Source organism: Methanolobus sp. ZRKC2 (assembly GCF_045291185.1).
In the GTDB taxonomy this organism is placed as follows: Archaea; Halobacteriota; Methanosarcinia; order Methanosarcinales; family Methanosarcinaceae; genus Methanolobus.
In genome coordinates this window covers 2,283,155-2,301,605 of the sequence record NZ_CP146980.1, presented here as the reverse complement: position 1 = coordinate 2,301,605, position 18,451 = coordinate 2,283,155, and the positions used below count along the sequence as shown (strand labels likewise).

Below are 18,451 nucleotides of genomic sequence, written 5' to 3'. Positions count from 1 at the left end.
CACATACCGCAATAAAAAATATTCATGCGGCAAAGCCCATTACACGATACCTTTCACAGGCAGGAGATCAACGAATCCCTGTACCTGTCAGGCATGCTTTGAGCAAGTCATACCTGTCGGCAATTCCTACAAGTTTGTTATCACTCGTGACACTTATTCTGCCTATGTTGTGCTTAAGCACGGTATGAATGGCTTCACTCACAGATGCCTCAGGAGAGATCGAATACAGAGGCGTAGACATCACCTTCTCCACCTTTGGCGCATCACCCGAGCCACTGCCATGCATGTCACTGGAACCGATCCTTGCATATCCCGATCTTATGATATCACTCCGGGTAACTATACCCATCGTCTGTTTTTTGTGGGAAACCACAGGTATGCCCGTGTAGTCCCACTCAAGCATGTTTGACCACAATTTAGCTATGCTCTCATCGGGATAGGCAGTCTCGACTGATTTTGTCATGATATCCTTCACGGCTTTCGGTGATTTCTTCGTAGGCTGTATATGCCTGAGTATATCTGCTTCACTTACCATTCCCATTAAATCCCGGTCTGCCGAGGAAGAAATAACAGGCGCACGGTGCTGCTTCGCTTCAAGTAACATCTTGGCAGCCACCATTATATCCGTATCCGGTGTAATTACAGGGTACTCTCTTGCATAGCCCCTCACCGTTACGTTGGATTTATTGGATTTGATCTCAAGTATATCCTGATCAGTCAGGATACCCACAACTCTTTGTTCCTCATCCAAAACAGGAAGACCTCTCATGAGATTATCTCTCATGACCTGCCTGGCATGAGTCATGTAATCGTCTTCCCTGACAGAGACAGGGTCTTTCGACATTATCTGGCCAACTTTTATTTTTCCACTCCCTGGGGCAAGTAACTGACATCACAGACTTCTCCCCAATGAAAAATATGAACCCGCAATTATTTAAATGCACCTTCCTTTCGAAAAGATATTGCCGGATCGAACTCAAATAAAATTAAAAACAGTCGCAGTTTCCCAAACAAAAAAGCTTCTTCGAGTTCAGTTTTCTGCAGAGGAGATATCACTTGCTTTTTGGGAATTCTTTGAAGCCAGGAACATTGAAAGCATTTCCAGTTCCTCAAAAGGTATCTGCATTTCTTTCAGTACAGGCTTGGAGTGAAACTCATTAAGTTCTTCAGCATAGGAATCTACATTTCTCTGCCATTCTACAGAGACCCTGATTTTCTCCTCCTCGGATATCCCTGACTTTGAAATAGAATCAACTACCCATGAAGCAAAATCCCGGATTATCAAAAAACCGATGGGACAGGGCTGCAGCCCGACCGAGTTACCGGAAGTGTTAACTTTGAAAGGATACATGCCACATACAGTAGGTCTTTTATCATACGTTTCACATCTGCCGGTTTCATTGAGAAAAGAACAGGGTGCATTCATCAGATACAGGCCTGGGGATAAACCTTCATTTGTGATTTTTTCAGCCTTCTTCTGATTCCGGGCTATCAGGACATCTACTTCATCCTCGAACATATGTATCTGTCCCTTGCTACAGCAGTGTGCTCCACACGTATCCGGACATTCATAATGTTTCAGGATATTCTGAACCACACTATATCGAATCGCCTTTTTGACAGAAGCACTGATTCCCATAGATATTTTTTCACCCGTTTTTCGTTTTTATCACGATTTTGAAACACCTGTATAGATTAAAAAACCAAATATAACTGTTTTGCTTGTAGAAACATTCTCTAAAAAAACAATAAAAACTAAACTATGCAAAAGTGCTTTAATAGAGGTTTTGTGCTAAAAAGCAACATTTTTGAAAGAATTATTATCGTATTAAAAGCTATTCAAAATACTAAGTGACTTAGAAATCCAAGAATTCAAGTTAACACAGGAGATTAGAGCAATGTTTCTAAATCTTCCTATAATTCGGATAAACTGGAAATTATTGATATGAAGATAATGAATGGCTATGATTTTCACAGGCCTAGAATTAACATTTGAGCTTGAAAATGAGTGAATTCTACCACCATATATTTATATATAAATAGATAATACAAATAAAGAGATAAAAAGTTCAAATGATGCACATTGTAACAAACACAAAATTGAGAGTGTTATAATGAAAAGAGTTAAAAAATCTTATGTCAAATCGAGTGATCGCGCGCAGATAGGGATTGGCACTCTCATAATTTTTATCGCAATGGTGCTGGTAGCTGCGGTTGCAGGTGCGGTGTTAATCCAGACGAGCGGAGTACTTCAACAAAAAGCACAATCTACTGGAAAGCAGGCAACACAGGAAACTTCATCGAACATCCAGATCAGAGATATAGAAGGAATCCGTGCAAAAAGTTCGGCTTCAAACCTCTCTGCATCAGTTGACCTTCTCAGGATAAACATTGGGCTTAACGCTGCAAGTGAACCTGTTGACCTTGGACAGGTAATAGTTACTATAACGGATGGAACCAATACCAATGAACTGGTGTACGCCAATGAAGACAAGGCAGGTGTGGGGGCTATGACTGATTACAATGCCAGCGAAGACCTTACATCTCATTTAAGAGCACTTACCATGAGAGGAAGTCCGAATGCTCCACATTTTTTTATCGCTGAGAAAGTAAGGGATGAAGATGGCTCATTTACTCAAGGAACACCAACCATCAACAGTGGAGACCTTATTGATGTTTATGTCTCAACCACAAGCACGGCTGGCACTGCGTACGACTATCTGTACCTTGTAGATTCCACAGGCGGTTCAGGAGGAGCAGCACCTCTGAAGGATTCAGGAATGAACATTCTCCCAAGAACAGAGGTCAGAATTATTATGACTCCGGAATATGGTGCAGTTGCCACATGTGATATGGTAATGCCATCAACCTACGGGTCAACTGAAAACATAAAACTATATCCCTGATATCATCAGGGATGATGCTTTTTATAGAAATTTCCATGTTTTTCTTTATTATTGACTTTGCAGAAATTACGCCATTTACAGTAACTGCGACGATTGGTTTTATTCCAGCGCATATGTGTCCCTTATGAACACAAGATATGCTTCATCTCCGCCTTGTCGCATTGAACAAACCGTCATCCAATGGACAAATTCATTTTCTCCAGCTTTCAAGTTCTACATTTCCATATTTTCATTTCTATCAGACTTTTATGTTGGAATAACATATGGTAACTTAGTGTGATACTAGTATCGAGTAATATTTAGTAACTTAAATACATTATTTTGCCTGATGATAAGTAGGTAACCTGATGATAAGCGAAGAAAAGGAAGACATACTCCCTGAAAAAAAATTTGATGCCCTAATGCGTCGATGTTCAATCCTTATTTTAAAAGACATGTTCATGGGAGAAAAAAAGTCCAATGATTTCCTTGAAATGAATCCAAGAATCAGCGGCAAAGTTCTTTCGGACCAACTCAAAAACCTGGAAAAATGTGGTTATATTGAAAAGATAGTCGTCAGCACAACACCTCTTAAAGCTGAATATCATCTTACAGAGCAAGGAAGGGGATTAAATCGGGTTCTTTATGAATTAATGGTATTTACAAAGACATATATTGTTTCTGAAGAAGAATATGAGATTCTTAATGAAAATAATCTGAAAAAATGCTTCGATTTTGAAGATACTACCAAATAGTTTCTATTTGGAGGTAGTATAATCAAAGAAGGATTATCTCGTCTGTGGCAGTCACCCCGATCCGCACAGGAAATCGAGGATCGGAATGTTACTTTCCTGGAACTATTTTACGATCTGATCTATGTTGTAATCATTGCGGAGTTAGCCCATCTACTTGCACAGGATATAAGTCTTGCAGCTTTCGAATCTTTTGTTTTCTTGTTTGTTCTCGTATGGTGGACATGGCTCAACGCAGCCTATTATCACAATCTGCATGGTTATGATGATCTTAGAACACGCGTTTTTGTATTTCTTCAAATGGCCATTTTAGTTGCAATGACTGTCTTCATCAACAATGCTCTGGAGGAAAGCTCGTACAGATTTGCATTTTCTTATGCCGCCTTTCTGGCACTCCTTGCATTTCTGTGGTGGCGTACTGGTGTCCATGATCCAAAACATCGCCTCCTTTCCATCCCATATATCATTACCTATTCAATTGCAGTTATCCTCTTTATTGTATCTGTTTTCATACCAACCCCATTACGTTTTATTATATGGGGAATAGCACTTCTGCAAATGCTTCTTGTACCCGGCATCTGGATAAGTCGCGGACAAAGAAGTGAATACATCTTAAGCATAGACCCTGCATCAGCCACTCTTCGGGAGCGTTTCAAACTTTTCACAATAATTGTCCTTGGAGAAGCAGTTGTTGCAGTTATTAGTGGTCTGTCCCGACATCACGATCTGAATACTACAACAGGATTACTGGGTACTTTAGGCCTGGCACTGGCATTTGGATTATGGTGGATTTATTTTGAGCCTTCAGCAAAACGTCCGATCAAATCCGGTATAGGTTACTTTTGGATGTGGAATATTATTCATCTGCCAATCTGGATAGGAATTACCGCAATTGGGGTAGGTGTTTTGAGTATCATTTCCATTGAAGGTGAGGTTGTACCGTCCGAAGTTCGCTGGCTGCTGAGCGGTTCAATTGCCATGGTCTTTATTTCTGCAGGGATACTTCTGCAAACTTTAAGTATCAGCGATGAGTTTGAAAGAGTATACAATATTGCATCTTTTCTTTTGATCGCAATGGGAATTGTCACCACAGCCATCGGATTTTTTGGAGAGACTCTTTCCCCGGTTATCCTATTGTTCAGTTTATTGATACTGATGTTGATTCCCATCTTATATGGATTGTATCTCAGACTATATATGTCCGATATGACAGGGATTAGTGTTGGAAGGTAAAAATATAGAGATAATATCCTGAAAAAGATAAAGATAAAAATAAAAAAAAGGCAATGAAGTAATTATTCTTCTGATTCCGGGCCATTGCCACCCGCACGTCGCCTGTAAAGTAGAACCACACCAGTAACTATTGCAAGAATGAGCATAATTGCAATAATCGTGCCATATCCGCCATCTGCTGAAGCAGGCGCTAGCACTGCGGTCCTGATTTTCACAGAATCTGATATTTGGTCGTGACCGTCAGTATCTTCGTACTTTATCTCACTGTTTATGGCATAGTCTTTGAGAACTGCCGTTTCATCCGCTTTAATCTTAAACACAGCCACCGAACTCTCTCCAGGCATTAGATCACCTATGAATGCCTGGTCGTCGGTCGTGCTGAAAGGATCGGCAGGGCTGATGCGTACAATGGCATCTTTTGCAGCGAGATCCCCGGTATTCGTGTAAGTCACATGCATGATGTTCTCTGAATTCGGGTAAAGTTCTCCGGCTACATCCGTTACTGCAAATCGTGCCTCTTCCTCTACAAAGATCGGAATGGTAACATTCTGAGTCCCAAGATCATACCACAAACCTACTTCCATATTTGTTATGCCAAGATCTGTTTCATTGTCACCATTAACCTGAACGTTTTCCTGGTAGCCGTAATAGAGATTCAACAGCAAAGGGTATTCCCCTGAATCAACATTTTTGGACATCTCGACCACGAACTGAACCGGTGCTTCCGTAGTTTCTCCTGCAGCAAGTGTTCCGGCTTCCTGTGGGCCTGATTTTATCTTTATGCCAGGGTCAGGGGAAGTCATGACAGCTACAATTGCAATAGCAGTCGTTCTCTGAGCTTCGTATGACATCTCAGTCTGCTGCAATTTCTGCTCAAGATCAGTTATGACATCGTCTTCATCGGATTCAAATCCTGTAACGACACCCTTGTTCATCAAGTTAATATTCAGGGTGATAGTATCTCCCCTTGAAAACTCAGAATCTCCTACAAGAGTGGCCACGACATCCGGACCACCATAGACATTATAGTAATTTTCGTTAAAGTTGAAATGTTCGGGCAATCCTGCATTAACAGAGGCAAACTCAGCACTTGCAGGCATCACGAAGGATATTGCCAGAATCACAACTATAACAAGGTTTTTTTTCGTGAAATTATACATTTTATTCATAATTTACCTCCTAAGCACGTGTTCATTTCATTCTCTGAACATACCTTAAAACTATATACAGTATAGTCAGAACAATACCAATGTACACAAAAAGTTGCATTGGAATAGCCCCACCTGATTCTTCAAGCGGTATGTCGACAATGAGTGATTCTGAAAGACTGGTCTTATCATTTTCATCAATATACCTGATCTCACTGGACAGTGCGTAATCTTTAGGAATAGCATCAAAATCACCAGCTATCTCAAATGAAACAGTTCTCGTTTCTCCCGGATAGAGTGTTCCGATGGATATCTCATTTTTCAAAGAAGAAAGAGGCTTCATCACAACAATTCTTGCAACGGTATCATTTGCAGGAATTTCACCTGCATTCGCATAGGTGACATTGATTATTGAACTTGAACCGGATTGCAGTTCACCGGTTACATCGACAATCTCAAAACGTGGAGCAGGCTTCACATATACAGGAAGCATAAGCGTCTTGTTTACGTTTTTATAGGATACAACATGATCAATGTCAGGAAGACCAAGAATCGCCGTCCCGCCGTCAGTCATTTCTACATCATTCTGGTACTGGTATTCCACAGGCAGAAGAAGCATGTATTCTCCGGCGGGAGCATACTTGGATACCTCTATTTTGTAGACAAGAGGAGATTCGGGAAGTTCTCCCGGCACCAGTTCATCAAGGGTCTGCAAGCACATACCGGAATCTACTTCGATAAGCTCCGAAGAAGAGACAAGTTCAGCCTTAATACCAATTGCAGTTGTCTTGAAAGTTTCATATTCAAGCTCTTTAAGGGAGGCTGCATGCAAATTTTCTTCATCAAAATCAACAGGTTGCCTATATTTCATTCCATGAAGGACACCCCGGTTTGACAGAACGACATTAAGCAGATACTCCTCACCTCGCTCAAATTCAGAATTACCAACAAGAGATGCATAGAGATCAGGTTCTCCATAAGCCTCGTAATAATTGGTAGAGAACTCGGAAACCGGCCGCAAAAGCTCCTTTGAATGAACTGCCGGAGTCATCATCAGCAACAAAGCCAGACCTATGGCTAGCAAAGTTCCATATTTTTTCAGGAAATCAATCATAAGCTATTCCCTCCTTTTCAGACAGGGTTGGAATTCCCCTCCTTTTTTCACGCCATGTATCGAGATTGACTATCAATGGCGGGAAAACTACAAAGCTTGCAAACAAAGCCAGTGCGACATCAATAACTGTCACAAGACCGAAATTGCTGTTTAGGCCGAAAGGAGAAGCTATCAGCGCAGAGAAACCGAACAATGTTGTCAGACCGGATGCGATAATGGCTTTACCGATCTTTCCACTGGCAGTTACCATAGCTTCGTGGGGTGACGCCCCATTCTCCTTTTCTTCGAAATATCGTTCCATCATAAGAATTGCATATTCCGAGCCAACACCAAGTATAAGCGCTCCGAGGGTAGCGGTCATGGGAGTATAGGGAACATCTGTGAAGTACATAACTCCGCCTGCCCATCCTATTACCACAAACATTGTAGCCACAGGTACAAACGCTTTGAGCCAGTCACGATAGATGATGACAAGACCTCCAAATACCATGAACAGTCCGGTCAATGTCATCATAACACGTCCTGATGTCAGCGCTTCAATGAGTTCGGTCATAACTACAATATCACCTGTAACAGTAACAGAAACTCCTGGCGGCGGTGGCATCCATGAGATATCATCTTCAATATTATCCACCAGAGCATCCATTCCCTGAATACCAAGTTCAGCCCATGCATTACCGGTGTCAAGCTGTACCAGAAGCATGCTGTCGTCATGAACATACCACTTCATCTGTGATTCCGGAATAATGGCATAGAGAGCTTCTATCTCGGAGTCCTTAGTCGGAAGAACTTCATTGTTGTAAAGTTTCAGGGCGCTGTGAATACCATCGGACGCATACACATTATCGCGCCTTTCAACTTCGTATTCGGTAAACTCATCAATCCACTCTATCACAGCCGGATCTGATGCGTCCTCGACTTTAATGAGCAGGTCAACGTGTGTAGATCCACCATCCATGATGCTTCCCATATGTTCCCATTCAAGCAGGGCTTTCATGTCGAGAGGAACAAAAGTCTTAGTGTCTGCCTCAATGGGAACCATCTGGTCAGCATAAACACCTGCAAAACAAAGAAAACCCGCAAAGGCAACAATTGAAACAGGATGTTTTAATGTGAATCTCGTTGAACTTTCAAGGAATTTTTCGAATTTATCAGGAGCATATTCTCTTTTTGTCTTCTTTCGTTTGGGAAGAAGGGAAGATATCTTCGTGAAAAAACCATTTTTCGAGATAGTATCAAGCTTGTAAATAAGGGTGACTCCAACAAACAATGATGCAAGGAAACACATTGCGACTCCTATCAAAAGAAGTTTCCCGAAGTCCTGTATCATCGGTACTGTTGAGGTAAAAAGGGAAACAAATCCCATTGAGGTTATAAGCAAAGCAATCAGGACCGCAGGACCTGTGTGCTTTACAGTCTCAATAACTGCTTCAGCACTTGATTCACCCTTTTCAAGTTCCTCTTCAATACGGTTGTGGAACTGAATGGCATAATCAATACCAAGTCCTATCAGAATAGGGAATGCTGCCATCGAAACCATTGTCATAGGAATATCGAGGAAGCCCATCATGCCGAAAGTATAGATTACACCGAACATGACAATTACAATAGGCAGCAATCTCCATCTTACGTGCCTGAAGACTATGTAGAGCGCAATTACCATGAGAAGAATGGAAATCATCATCAGGAAAGATATACTTTCATTCATCTCATCTTCCATTTCGATATTGAAATCGGCATCACCTGTGACAATGACATCATAGCCGGCCGGAAAGACTGCAAAGGTGACCGATTCTTCGACAATGCGCAGGATTTCCCTGAGCTTCTCATAACTTATGTCACCGTCTACTTCAATGAATACGAATGTGTGCGTGTTGTCAGGAAGCACCTGTTTGGAAGTATACAAGGATAAAAGATGATCGATTTCGTTGTTACTTGAAGGGAGTGTATCTTTGTTGTAATAATCATAGTTAGTCTGCTTCAGTACAGAAGCAATACTTGTAGTTTGAACAACACCGTCTACCGGACCCACAAGCTGCTCTAATCTATCAATAGCCTGCACAACTTCTAGATCCGTGGCATCTCCGTTTTCGATCAGTATTACAATAGATTGCGTGTAGAAGATATCAAGATAAAGATGATCATAGTCCTGATACATTTTTGAATCTTTGTCCACGTACGTGCTTGTATCCGAAGCCATCTCAATCATTGCTGCTCCTTCAAATGCTACGAAGATAAGCAAAACAGATAGAATCAAGAGAGGAACAGGATTATCTTCTATAAATTCACCTATTTTTTCAAAAACGTTTTTTATTGACGTTGCCGCATGCCTCCTGTTTATTTTAAAACCTTGAAGTTTTAGTAATTATTAAAACTTAAATGATATAAAAAAGTTACGAGCCATAAATATGCAGACCTACATAAAAATAGAAAATTTACTTATTCTCTCTGGCTACATTTGATTGGATCTCAGGAAGCAGCTCTATCATGACTTCCAGCAATTGTTTAAACCCTTCAAGTTGAGAACAGTAGTTTTCAAGAATGGAAAGCCTCTCAATTTCATATTCATCAACAGCTTTTTCCCTGTATTCTTCAATAATGGGAGGAAGATATTTTTCTGTAAGCCTTGATTCTATCTCGCAGGCTTTCATGAATAACTCTATCATAATATTACTCATATTTTTTTCCACGTAAAAGTAAGCCTTACGTGAACCGGCTTTTTTTATCCTTTTTACCCCCCATACGTTTTCAAGAGGCCCCATTTTCAAGCTTATGGAGGAGAGACTGTAGCCGGTACTCTCGGCAATCTCTTCCATACTCAATTCATGAGGTTCAAAGTAGAGGGTTGAAATAATCTTTGCAGAAAGATTATCCAGGCCATAAAGACGAAAAATTTCTTCCCCCATTTCTATGACTTTTTGATCAAGTGTATTCATTTCATAACTCTCGTATCTTTTAGTAATAATTCAAAGTTGCAAAAAGTAGTATATATAATTAACTGACGATGCTGCCAAATACATGAAGAATATCAAATTAAGTACTGACAAACTGGGGTATACGGTTATTTATGGAACGCATTTGTGATGATTAGAGTTGTATAACCTGGTTCATTAATCAAAATGATTTTGAAAATATTGCCGCTGAAATGCGTTATTCATCCTGCCCAAGTGTACACTGCCTTCCCAGGTATTCACTGCCCCAGTCACAAAGTGCCTCAAGTATGGGAGCAACGGTCTTACCAAATTCGGTTAATGAATATTCGACTTTCGGAGGAATTTCCGGATACATCTTACGATTTATCAGGCCATCCTCTTCAAGCTCCCTTAACTGTTTTGTCAGCATTCTCGGAGAAACACCATGGAGATTCTGTTGCAGCTTGTTATAACGTATGACCTCTACTTCTTTCAACTTCCAGAGGATTAGAGGCTTCCACTTCCCACCAATTACATCAAGGGTTGCTTCCACAGGACAGTGGTATTCCTTGTTATTCCTGATGTTGATAAGTTTCTTATCGATTACCATGATCTCATCCAGTATACTTTTTGTTAGTAGCTATGCAGAATGTTTGTATGGAGTATTTGTACATCAGTATCTATTTGATAGTATTTAATACAATTTGCTGGAGATACATTTCCCACAAATTGCCGGAAGGATAAAATGAAAGTCGTAGCATTCAACGGAAGTCCCAGAAAAGACGGGAATACAGCAAAGCTCATAGGTAATATATTTTCAGAACTTGAGAAAGAAGGGATCAAAACAGAACTTGTTCAGCTCGGTGGCAATCCTGTAAGGGGATGCATTGCCTGCATGAAATGTTGGGAGAACAAGGACAAACGCTGTGTCATCAAGAATGACATGATAAATGAGTATATTGAGAAAATGATTGAAGCTGATGGAATAATCATTGCAACTCCTACATATTTTGCCGACCTGAATACGGAAACTAAAGCCCTGATCGACAGGGCCGGTTTTGTTTCCCTTGCAAACGATGTACTTTTCAAGCGCAAGGTCGGAGCAGCCGTTGTAGCTGTCAGAAGAGCAGGCTCAATTCATGCATTTGACTCTATCAATCATTTATTCACGATCAACCAGATGATTATTCCAGGGTCAAGCTACTGGAATATGGGGATGGGGCTTGCACCGGGAGATGTCGAGTCTGATGAGGAAGGATTGCGGACCATGCAAACCCTCGGACAGAACATGGCATGGCTGTTGAAGAAGATCCAGGATTAAAATTCGTTGATCATTTGATCAAATCTTTTTTTGTTTTTATTTTTATTTCTGAAAGCATTCATTTGCTGGCTAATAGGGCAGAGTTGCCTGAGAGCTATTTATCCAGTTGGTTCTGATTGTCATGTTGGATTTTACATGGGATTAATCCAAGTTAACACAGCCTTGATTGTGATCTCAAGGAGCATTCGGGTTCATTATTGAGAGAGATTGGAAATGTGGCATAGAAGACTTAGTAGGGAATTATAAAAAATGGAAAAAGGGTTGTATCTCTCTTAAGATCCGATAAAACAGGCAGAAGAAAATTCAGGCCCAATCGAGCTGCCGGAGGGTTATCGTATCGTTCCAGATTTTAGTCATATGGCTGATCAGACCGTTATCGAATTCTATCAGGTAAACATAGTCTGCTGCTGCAGTTTTTCCTGTTGGCGGCACCGGACCACCGGGACCGGTCTGTGTTCCGTGGAACGCGGCACATGCTGTGACCCTGTTACTTTCCTCATCAGCCCCAAGGAAAAGTAGCTCATAATGTCCATCTGGTATTGGAATCAGTAAGTTCTTCATCCATTCGGTGTAGCCTTCCAATGTGTCTATTCCATCAAGTGCTTCTGCCTGGGCAGAAAATGTCGCATCAGGATGACAGTACTGCTTACAGCCTTCCCATCCCTTTCCAGTTTCACATGCATCATAGAACTGTCTTGCAGATTCTAATATTCCACTCATTAACTATCCTCCAATTTTATCAATTCAAGTATATTTTTATTTGGGCTCTTGCATAAATAAATATCCTATTGCAATAAAATAACACTAAATCATTATATGATGTGGAAGTATTCTGCTAAGAGGCAGGATTCAGAGGACATCAGACAAAATATAAAGAGTAAAGATGACACTGAAACTGATTCAGATTAACAGTACTTCTCACAGGTATTTTAAACAGGTCCGGCAGTTGTACGAAGAAGCTTTCCCTCCTGATGAAAAAAGAAGCCCGGATGTGCAAAAGAAGCTTCTGCAAAGAAAAGAGTACCATTTTGAGGTAGTTACTGTTAAGGATGGTTTTGCCGGTTTTATTCTTTGGTGGGATTTTGCTGAACTTTGTTTTATTGAGCACATAGCAACATTATCCGAATTGAGAGGACAGGGGATAGGAAAAGAAATTTTGGAAAATTTTATTCAACAGCATCCGAAGACTATTTTGCTGGAAGTTGAATTACCCAATTCAGAAATAAACCAGCGCAGAATTGCATTTTACCAGCGTTTGGGTTTTCATTTTAATGACTGGGAATATGTCCAACCGCCCTTGTACGAAGGAGGCAAGGAAGTGGAATTGCGTTTAATGTCGTATCCAGGTGCTATTTCAAGTAATTTCGTATCCTGCTTTATTAAAGAATATCACAAGGAAATCTATGCTTAATCAATTTTTAAAAATAAAACTTATTCTGAAAGTATACAAGAAATCCTTTCCTTCATTTTCTTGAAAATTGATTACTTATTTATTGGTTGAATCTTCCATTTTTTTGACTTACACATACAAGATCCGGATACTGTTCTCTTCTTTTTTTACAATCAAATCATGCTTCAAAAAAATGATGATGCAAAAAAGCTGTATAAGGAAACATTTATCTCAAATGTAAACCATTAATGAAACATAGAGGTTTACAATGAGCATGAATAGTGATTTTCCAAAGGTAATATGCACGCAACATCCGGATTCTGTATCAAAATATATATCTACTCAGGAAGAACTCGACGAGGCGTTGGAGGCAGTCATGCAATATGGATGTGATGAATACATGCCTGACTATGAAGGTAAGACGACACCATATCATCAAAACGTCCAGATAGTCTCAAAATTTATGCATGAAGCAGATATAATTCCCGGAAAAGACGTTTTTATCACACCCAGAGCTCCCAGTGCACTTCATGAAAACCGGTTCAGGCAGCTTATGGTTATGATGTCTATTGCCGAGGCAAATTACAATGTACATCAACACTCTGACTTCCAGGCAATAACCGAATTAGTGCATCCCATGACAAGTAATGTTCAGGAAATCGTAGAAGCACAGCAGCATATGATAGATGTAAGTGAACTTGCAAAAAAAGAGTTCAAATTCGAAATGAAAGCACCTAGCATAATACCGCTGCTTGAGGATGTTCCGGGTCTGCTGAACGCAGAAAGCATAATAGGCAAGACCATGGGTGCCTGTCAGGAACTAGTTGATGCATCTCCGGAGAAATATAGAGTATTTATAGGAAAATCCGATTCTGCACTTTCTTTTGGACATGTTGCAAGTACTCTTTCATGCAAATATGCCATTAGTAGCCTTGGTGAACTGGAAATGGAGTCAGGAAAGGACATAGGGATCATATTGGGTGCCGGCACATTGCCTTTCAGGGGACATTTAACCCTTGACAATGCGGATAAATTTCTGGAAGAATACAGGGGTATCGACACTGTAACATTACAATCAGCTATCCGGTATAACCATGATAAGGGGGATGCGGCAAAGCTTGTCAGAAAAGCGAAATCAGGATTATCGAAACCTCCCAGGGTATTCAGCATCACTGAGAAAGAAGAGATCGTAAATATTATAGGAATATTCGGTGCCAGATATAACAGGGCAATAAGGCAGTTTTCATCATCCATAAATCGTATTGCTGATCTTCTTCCCCGTCAGCGCGATCGTCTGATGCGTGATGGAAGTACGGGCTATTCGAGAGATGTACCTGACATCACAGGTGTATACAAGTTATGCCGTAGCGATATCAGAAAGGAGCTGAAAGAGAGCATGTCTACGGAGAATATGGGCCTGCCACGCGCAATAAAGTTCACTGGTGCCCTTTATTCAATGGGAATTCCGCCTGAGATCATTGGTACGGGATCAGCAATAATGGATGTCAGAAGAAAACTGGGAGATGAGGCATGTGAGCGGTTACTCAATGAATATTTCCCTTCACTTCGATCGGATATCGAATTCGTATTCGGATACCTGGATCAGAATGCAATATCAAAATTCCTGCCTGATTCTCTCCAGAAGGCCATTCAGATGGATATCGATATTTTGCGTGAAACATTTGACCTTGAAAGAAAATGTGACCCAGCATACCGAATATTGCTCGATATGCTGCAACCCGATATCCTTTATATGGAAAATGCAGACGATGTTATGGATGAGAAAGTCTCACAATTGATACGTTCAGCGCTAATTCAGATGGCAGAAAAAAGAATGGCAATGGGATAATTGATTCTGCAGGAGAGGAGGAATTCCTATTGACCAACTCCTGCAAACAATTAATTGTCAGGATATGCTGATAGGCAAACAAATTTTGGAAAATTTGTTAGCAACAGCATAGAAATCGGTTTTAGAATTCAGTATTTTGTACTGTAAAAAAGTAATCTGTCCTTCATTCTCTTGGAAAGTGATTACTTATTTATTGGGTTGACTCAAATCGGAATTAAACAATTCATATAGAGAGAAAATTCATGACTAAAATAGCTTATCTTTATGTGTTGGATACAATGGCTGACTGGGAGCCGGGATTTCTGATAGCTGAACTGAATACCGGCCGTGCTTTCAAGAAGGATACTGAAAAGTATACTGTAAAAACGGTAAGCATTACAAAAGAGCCTGTTATCACTATGGGTGGAGTAAAGATTATTCCAGACCTGAGTATTGATGAGTTAACAACTGATAATGCCGATTTATTGATCCTTCCGGGTGGCGATACATGGCTAGAGGATATCCATGATCCATTGATAGAAAAAGTAAAAGAGTTCCTGAATGCGGATATTCTTGTGGCAGCCATATGCGGTGCTACAATAGGACTTGCCAGGGCAGGACTGCTAAATAACAGACTTCACACCAGTAATGATCTTGAATTTTTAAAATCGGTCTGTCCTGCTTACACCGGGGAAGAATTCTATCGCCTGGAGGATGCCGCCCTCGGTGACAAACTCATAACCGCTTCAGGAATTGCCCCTGTGGAATTCGCACGCAAGGTTCTAAAAGAGCTTGATGTTTTTTCTCCAGAGACACTTGAAGCATGGTATAAGTTGTATACTACGCATGATTCGCAGTACTTCTATGCGTTGATGAAATCATTGGATGAATAATCTGAGGTTGAAACTGCAAATAAAACCTCTTAATTTTTATCTTGTTGGATTCCGGACAATAGAGGATAATTGCAAATCTGTTAAATCTCTGGCTCCATATTTCAGTGATCTGCAAAGCATAGTTTACGAACCTTTCATTGATTATGAAATCGGGGAAGTCAAAGAATGTTCTTATTGCTACGAGCAATTGAATAAAACAATTGTTCAGTATGTTAATCATCCTGAATCTAAGTTTAGTGGGGAGACAAGAGTACTTGAAAGAAAGCAGGTCATGCTGATTCTATTATCTATATCGGGAAGGAGCAAGTAACATTGATGAGCAAGCTCTTGATGTAAGGAAGGTACAGGAATTCATTAACAAAGAGAAGGAAATGCAGAGAATTCTTACTTATCTCTATCTGAAGCAAAAGAATTGGGAGTTACAAAGACTACATTAGGGAATATGCAGAAAAGAATAAAGGGAACAGAAGGCTTGAATTTGAATATTCGAGCTGCAAAAATACTGATATAATAATATCTGGAAAACTATTTGAAAGAAGTAAACATATTAATAATCTATTGGTGTAAGGAACAATGTCTTTTCAAAGCGTGTTAATAACTAATGAACCATTAATTGATTTTTTCATAGATGTTATTGTTAAATTGTTAGTTGCCCTTACAGGTGTTTCTATCATAGCCCCTGCTGCTATATCATTCAACAAAAAAATTGATAGAAATGAGAAAAATCAATATCTTAAGATTATCAAATCAAATTATTATATCAGGCAAACATTTTCAAAAATAAGACTTTTAGACGATCATAAATACACATTTCCTTTAATGATATCATTAGGAATGATGTTTGGAGCTATTTACATACTTATTGTACTTATTTTTGTTACACTTGTCTTTGTTTTTATTTTGCAATCTGACAGTTTATCAAATTCTATTTTATTTTTTGATATTGATCCAACTATAGATATAAATAAAGAGTTGCTATTGAGCACGTATTTAAACATTGTAGTTTTACCTTTGTTTCTTTGTACAATGGTATTATTTTACTTAAGAGAGTGTTTGGATACAAAATATATTATTAAATCATATGTAGTTAAAAAGAAGCGCTTAGGTAAAGCTATTCAGAAATTTCAGTACAAAATATTCAATTTTGCAGGAAAGACTAAACCTACTTTTAATAACCAAATGTTATTAACATTGGAATCTAAATTTTTCTTATACTTGCCATCATTTTTAATTGGCATGTTCTTAATGAGTAATTACATTATTTGGGTTTATTTATACGTAACTTTGAACACTGATAGTGGACTAAGCTTTAAGTTTTCATTCCAATATTTTATGCAGCTTTACTTACATACAAAAAGCATTCTTCCACCTAATTGGAATTACTTGGCTCTTATTTTTATATTTAGTTTATTGGTAAGTTTATTGTCTTCAATTATTTTATGCAGAAGTAGTTTTGCTTTTTTAGGAGAGGGGAAAAGTAAAATTATAAATTACTACTCAAGAGGTTATCCTTATGTTAATATCAAAACATCTTCCGGGTCACTTAATGGACATATTAAAGATGTATTTAACAAACATGTAATAGTATTGAATGAAAAGGGAGTACAAAAATTAACGTCTTGGAATAATATTGGGATTATCGAAATAGAGACGAATGATAGTCAAAGATCCAGTAATCTACTCACAAACTAAACAATGTTTTCAGTTCTGGTAGCATTAAACAATTAATATTACTATTGGACAGCTTTATTTATCATAATAAGGGATTTCTATTTTTTGCTCTTTCAGTGGATATTACAAGTATTATTTTTATCACCGTTGCATTTTTTGGTTATTACTATTACTCCACAAAAAAATGCGGCTGCCGGGATTCGAACCCGAGTTAAAGGCTTGGGAAGCCTCTGTCATACCGCTAAACCACAGCCGCACAGAAAATAATAAAAAGAGTACAACTTTCAGGATTATAGGCTTTATGGTAACGGATATCGGGCTTCCTGTGTCTATTTAGAGATTCAGATCGAATACCTTACACTTTTGCTTTCGTGGACACTGGCAACATCGCATGCTCCTGTAAATCCGAGTTCTTCAAGAATAATGTTGATGAGTTGGTGCCTTGTCTTATCCCTTGCTTCGAAAGTTGCTTTGTACTCGGTGATCAACTTCACTCCATCCTTGTCGCAACCCAGGTGGAAATGTGCATCTCCGTGGCCGACTATCCTGGCTTTCTCCCTGATGTTCTCTACCCTTTCATCGAGGTATGTGGGAATCTCTTGCAGGTAGAGGTCAAAGCTCAGCTTGAACTTACCTCTTCCATGATTTCTTATGGTCTTTTCAAGGAAGGTCTTGTTCGGAATCTTATAGAAATCGCTATAGACGCGGGGGTACGGGTCTACCACAACGTAGAAGAGTCCTACGTGTTTTACAATTCCCTGTTCATCGCCTACTTCAATATAGTCGCCTATCTTGAAAGGTTTCTTTGTCAGCAGTATGAACCATGCGAAATAGGAGAAAATAATATCCCTGAGCGCAAAGGCAAAGCCGGTGGTAATCAAACCAAGGAATATAGCTATGTTTTGTATATCCAGTCCAAGCTGCCAGAATGCAATAAGTATTGCAATTGAGTAAATAAAAGACGTGTACATCTTGCTGAACAGGATCTTTTCTTCCTGCTCACCTGCGTCTCCTAAACGGTCGGGGACAAGGTAAACGGTCAGTCTGATAAAAACAGTTGCCAGCGTATAGGAAATCAATACGATGACAATAGCTTCCAGGAATACAAGAACAAGACTGGGAACCATTATTAGTTCCCGACTGCTTGCAATAATCACAGCTTCAAGTGGCAGGATTCCAAAAAGGAAAATTAGCAACAACCTGCCAAAATCTCTGTTAAATATTCTTACCTTATCTTTTACTTCATTTGATGCTTTATCGGTGGGGTTACTTCGGAGTAGTTTCTTAATGGGCATATCTGATTA

17 protein-coding genes and 1 tRNA gene are annotated in these 18,451 nt (G+C 39.5%); 8 read left to right on the top strand and 10 right to left on the bottom strand.

Going from position 1 to position 18,451, the window contains the following annotated elements:
- Window positions 1-67: 67 nt before the first annotated feature.
- Together V7O62_RS11045 and V7O62_RS11040 are read right to left on the bottom strand one after the other, a co-directional pair.
- Window positions 68-844: an HPP family protein gene (locus V7O62_RS11045; RefSeq protein ID WP_406656380.1), complete on the bottom strand. Its 777-nt coding sequence runs from the start codon at window positions 842-844 to the stop codon at window positions 68-70.
- A 186-nt stretch (window positions 845-1,030) separates the two neighbouring features.
- Window positions 1,031-1,639, bottom strand: a complete 609-nt coding sequence (locus V7O62_RS11040) for a YkgJ family cysteine cluster protein (protein ID WP_406656379.1) — start codon at window positions 1,637-1,639, stop codon at window positions 1,031-1,033.
- A 475-nt stretch (window positions 1,640-2,114) separates the two neighbouring features.
- Here V7O62_RS11040 and V7O62_RS11035 point away from each other — a divergent pair, with 475 nt between their 5' ends.
- From V7O62_RS11035 to V7O62_RS11025, 3 genes are all read left to right on the top strand, one after another.
- Window positions 2,115-2,906 (top strand): archaellin/type IV pilin N-terminal domain-containing protein, encoded by a 792-nt coding sequence (locus tag V7O62_RS11035; protein WP_406656378.1) that lies wholly within the window; start codon window positions 2,115-2,117, stop codon window positions 2,904-2,906.
- Between the two features lie 347 nt (window positions 2,907-3,253).
- Complete coding sequence (locus V7O62_RS11030) at window positions 3,254-3,640, top strand: winged helix-turn-helix transcriptional regulator (RefSeq protein WP_406656377.1); 387 nt, start codon at window positions 3,254-3,256, stop codon at window positions 3,638-3,640.
- Between the two features lie 18 nt (window positions 3,641-3,658).
- Entirely contained in the window at window positions 3,659-4,870 is a 1,212-nt protein-coding gene (locus V7O62_RS11025; protein ID WP_406658290.1) for a low temperature requirement protein A, read from the top strand.
- Window positions 4,871-4,932: 62 nt separating this feature from the next.
- Here V7O62_RS11025 and V7O62_RS11020 read toward each other — a convergent pair whose 3' ends face one another.
- The 5 genes from V7O62_RS11020 to V7O62_RS11000 form a co-directional block, all read right to left on the bottom strand.
- Entirely contained in the window at window positions 4,933-6,039 is a 1,107-nt protein-coding gene (locus V7O62_RS11020; protein ID WP_406656376.1) for a COG1361 S-layer family protein, read from the bottom strand.
- 22 nt (window positions 6,040-6,061) lie between these two features.
- Complete coding sequence (locus V7O62_RS11015) at window positions 6,062-7,132, bottom strand: COG1361 S-layer family protein (RefSeq protein ID WP_406656375.1); 1,071 nt, start codon at window positions 7,130-7,132, stop codon at window positions 6,062-6,064.
- Window positions 7,125-9,389: a hydrophobe/amphiphile efflux-3 (HAE3) family transporter gene (locus V7O62_RS11010; RefSeq protein WP_406656374.1), complete on the bottom strand. Its 2,265-nt coding sequence runs from the start codon at window positions 9,387-9,389 to the stop codon at window positions 7,125-7,127. The genes V7O62_RS11015 and V7O62_RS11010 overlap by 8 nt, the downstream gene beginning before the upstream one ends.
- Before the next feature lie 178 nt (window positions 9,390-9,567).
- The gene (locus V7O62_RS11005) at window positions 9,568-10,068 is read right to left on the bottom strand and encodes a GbsR/MarR family transcriptional regulator (RefSeq protein ID WP_406656373.1); all 501 of its coding nucleotides are present in this window, start codon (window positions 10,066-10,068) and stop codon (window positions 9,568-9,570) included.
- 214 nt (window positions 10,069-10,282) lie between these two features.
- A complete protein-coding gene (locus V7O62_RS11000; RefSeq protein WP_406656372.1) occupies window positions 10,283-10,654 on the bottom strand; it encodes a winged helix-turn-helix transcriptional regulator in 372 nt (123 codons plus the stop codon).
- A gap of 135 nt (window positions 10,655-10,789) precedes the next feature.
- Here V7O62_RS11000 and V7O62_RS10995 point away from each other — a divergent pair, with 135 nt between their 5' ends.
- On the top strand, window positions 10,790-11,365 hold the full coding sequence (locus V7O62_RS10995; protein ID WP_406656371.1) for a flavodoxin family protein: 576 nt from the start codon (window positions 10,790-10,792) through the stop codon (window positions 11,363-11,365).
- Between the two features lie 303 nt (window positions 11,366-11,668).
- On the opposite strand, the gene V7O62_RS10990 is transcribed toward V7O62_RS10995, so the two are convergent.
- On the bottom strand, window positions 11,669-12,085 hold the full coding sequence (locus V7O62_RS10990; RefSeq protein ID WP_406656370.1) for an ester cyclase: 417 nt from the start codon (window positions 12,083-12,085) through the stop codon (window positions 11,669-11,671).
- Window positions 12,086-12,248: 163 nt separating this feature from the next.
- On the opposite strand from V7O62_RS10990, the gene V7O62_RS10985 reads away from it, so the two are divergent.
- The 4 genes from V7O62_RS10985 to V7O62_RS10970 all read left to right on the top strand — a co-directional run bounded on the left by V7O62_RS10985 (window position 12,249) and on the right by V7O62_RS10970 (window position 17,168).
- On the top strand, window positions 12,249-12,776 hold the full coding sequence (locus tag V7O62_RS10985; RefSeq protein ID WP_406656369.1) for a GNAT family N-acetyltransferase: 528 nt from the start codon (window positions 12,249-12,251) through the stop codon (window positions 12,774-12,776).
- 247 nt (window positions 12,777-13,023) lie between these two features.
- Window positions 13,024-14,604, top strand: coding sequence for a phosphoenolpyruvate carboxylase (ppcA, locus tag V7O62_RS10980; RefSeq protein WP_406656368.1), 1,581 nt, complete (start codon window positions 13,024-13,026; stop codon window positions 14,602-14,604).
- Between the two features lie 242 nt (window positions 14,605-14,846).
- Window positions 14,847-15,476: a type 1 glutamine amidotransferase family protein gene (locus V7O62_RS10975; RefSeq protein ID WP_406656367.1), complete on the top strand. Its 630-nt coding sequence runs from the start codon at window positions 14,847-14,849 to the stop codon at window positions 15,474-15,476.
- A gap of 573 nt (window positions 15,477-16,049) precedes the next feature.
- Window positions 16,050-17,168, top strand: a complete 1,119-nt coding sequence (locus tag V7O62_RS10970; protein WP_406656366.1) for a hypothetical protein — start codon at window positions 16,050-16,052, stop codon at window positions 17,166-17,168.
- 164 nt (window positions 17,169-17,332) lie between these two features.
- Here V7O62_RS10970 and V7O62_RS10965 read toward each other — a convergent pair.
- Together V7O62_RS10965 and V7O62_RS10960 are read right to left on the bottom strand one after the other, a co-directional pair.
- A tRNA-Gly gene (locus V7O62_RS10965) sits at window positions 17,333-17,403 on the bottom strand.
- An 85-nt stretch (window positions 17,404-17,488) separates the two neighbouring features.
- Window positions 17,489-18,442, bottom strand: a complete 954-nt coding sequence (locus V7O62_RS10960; RefSeq protein WP_406656365.1) for a mechanosensitive ion channel domain-containing protein — start codon at window positions 18,440-18,442, stop codon at window positions 17,489-17,491.
- Window positions 18,443-18,451 lie beyond the last annotated feature (9 nt).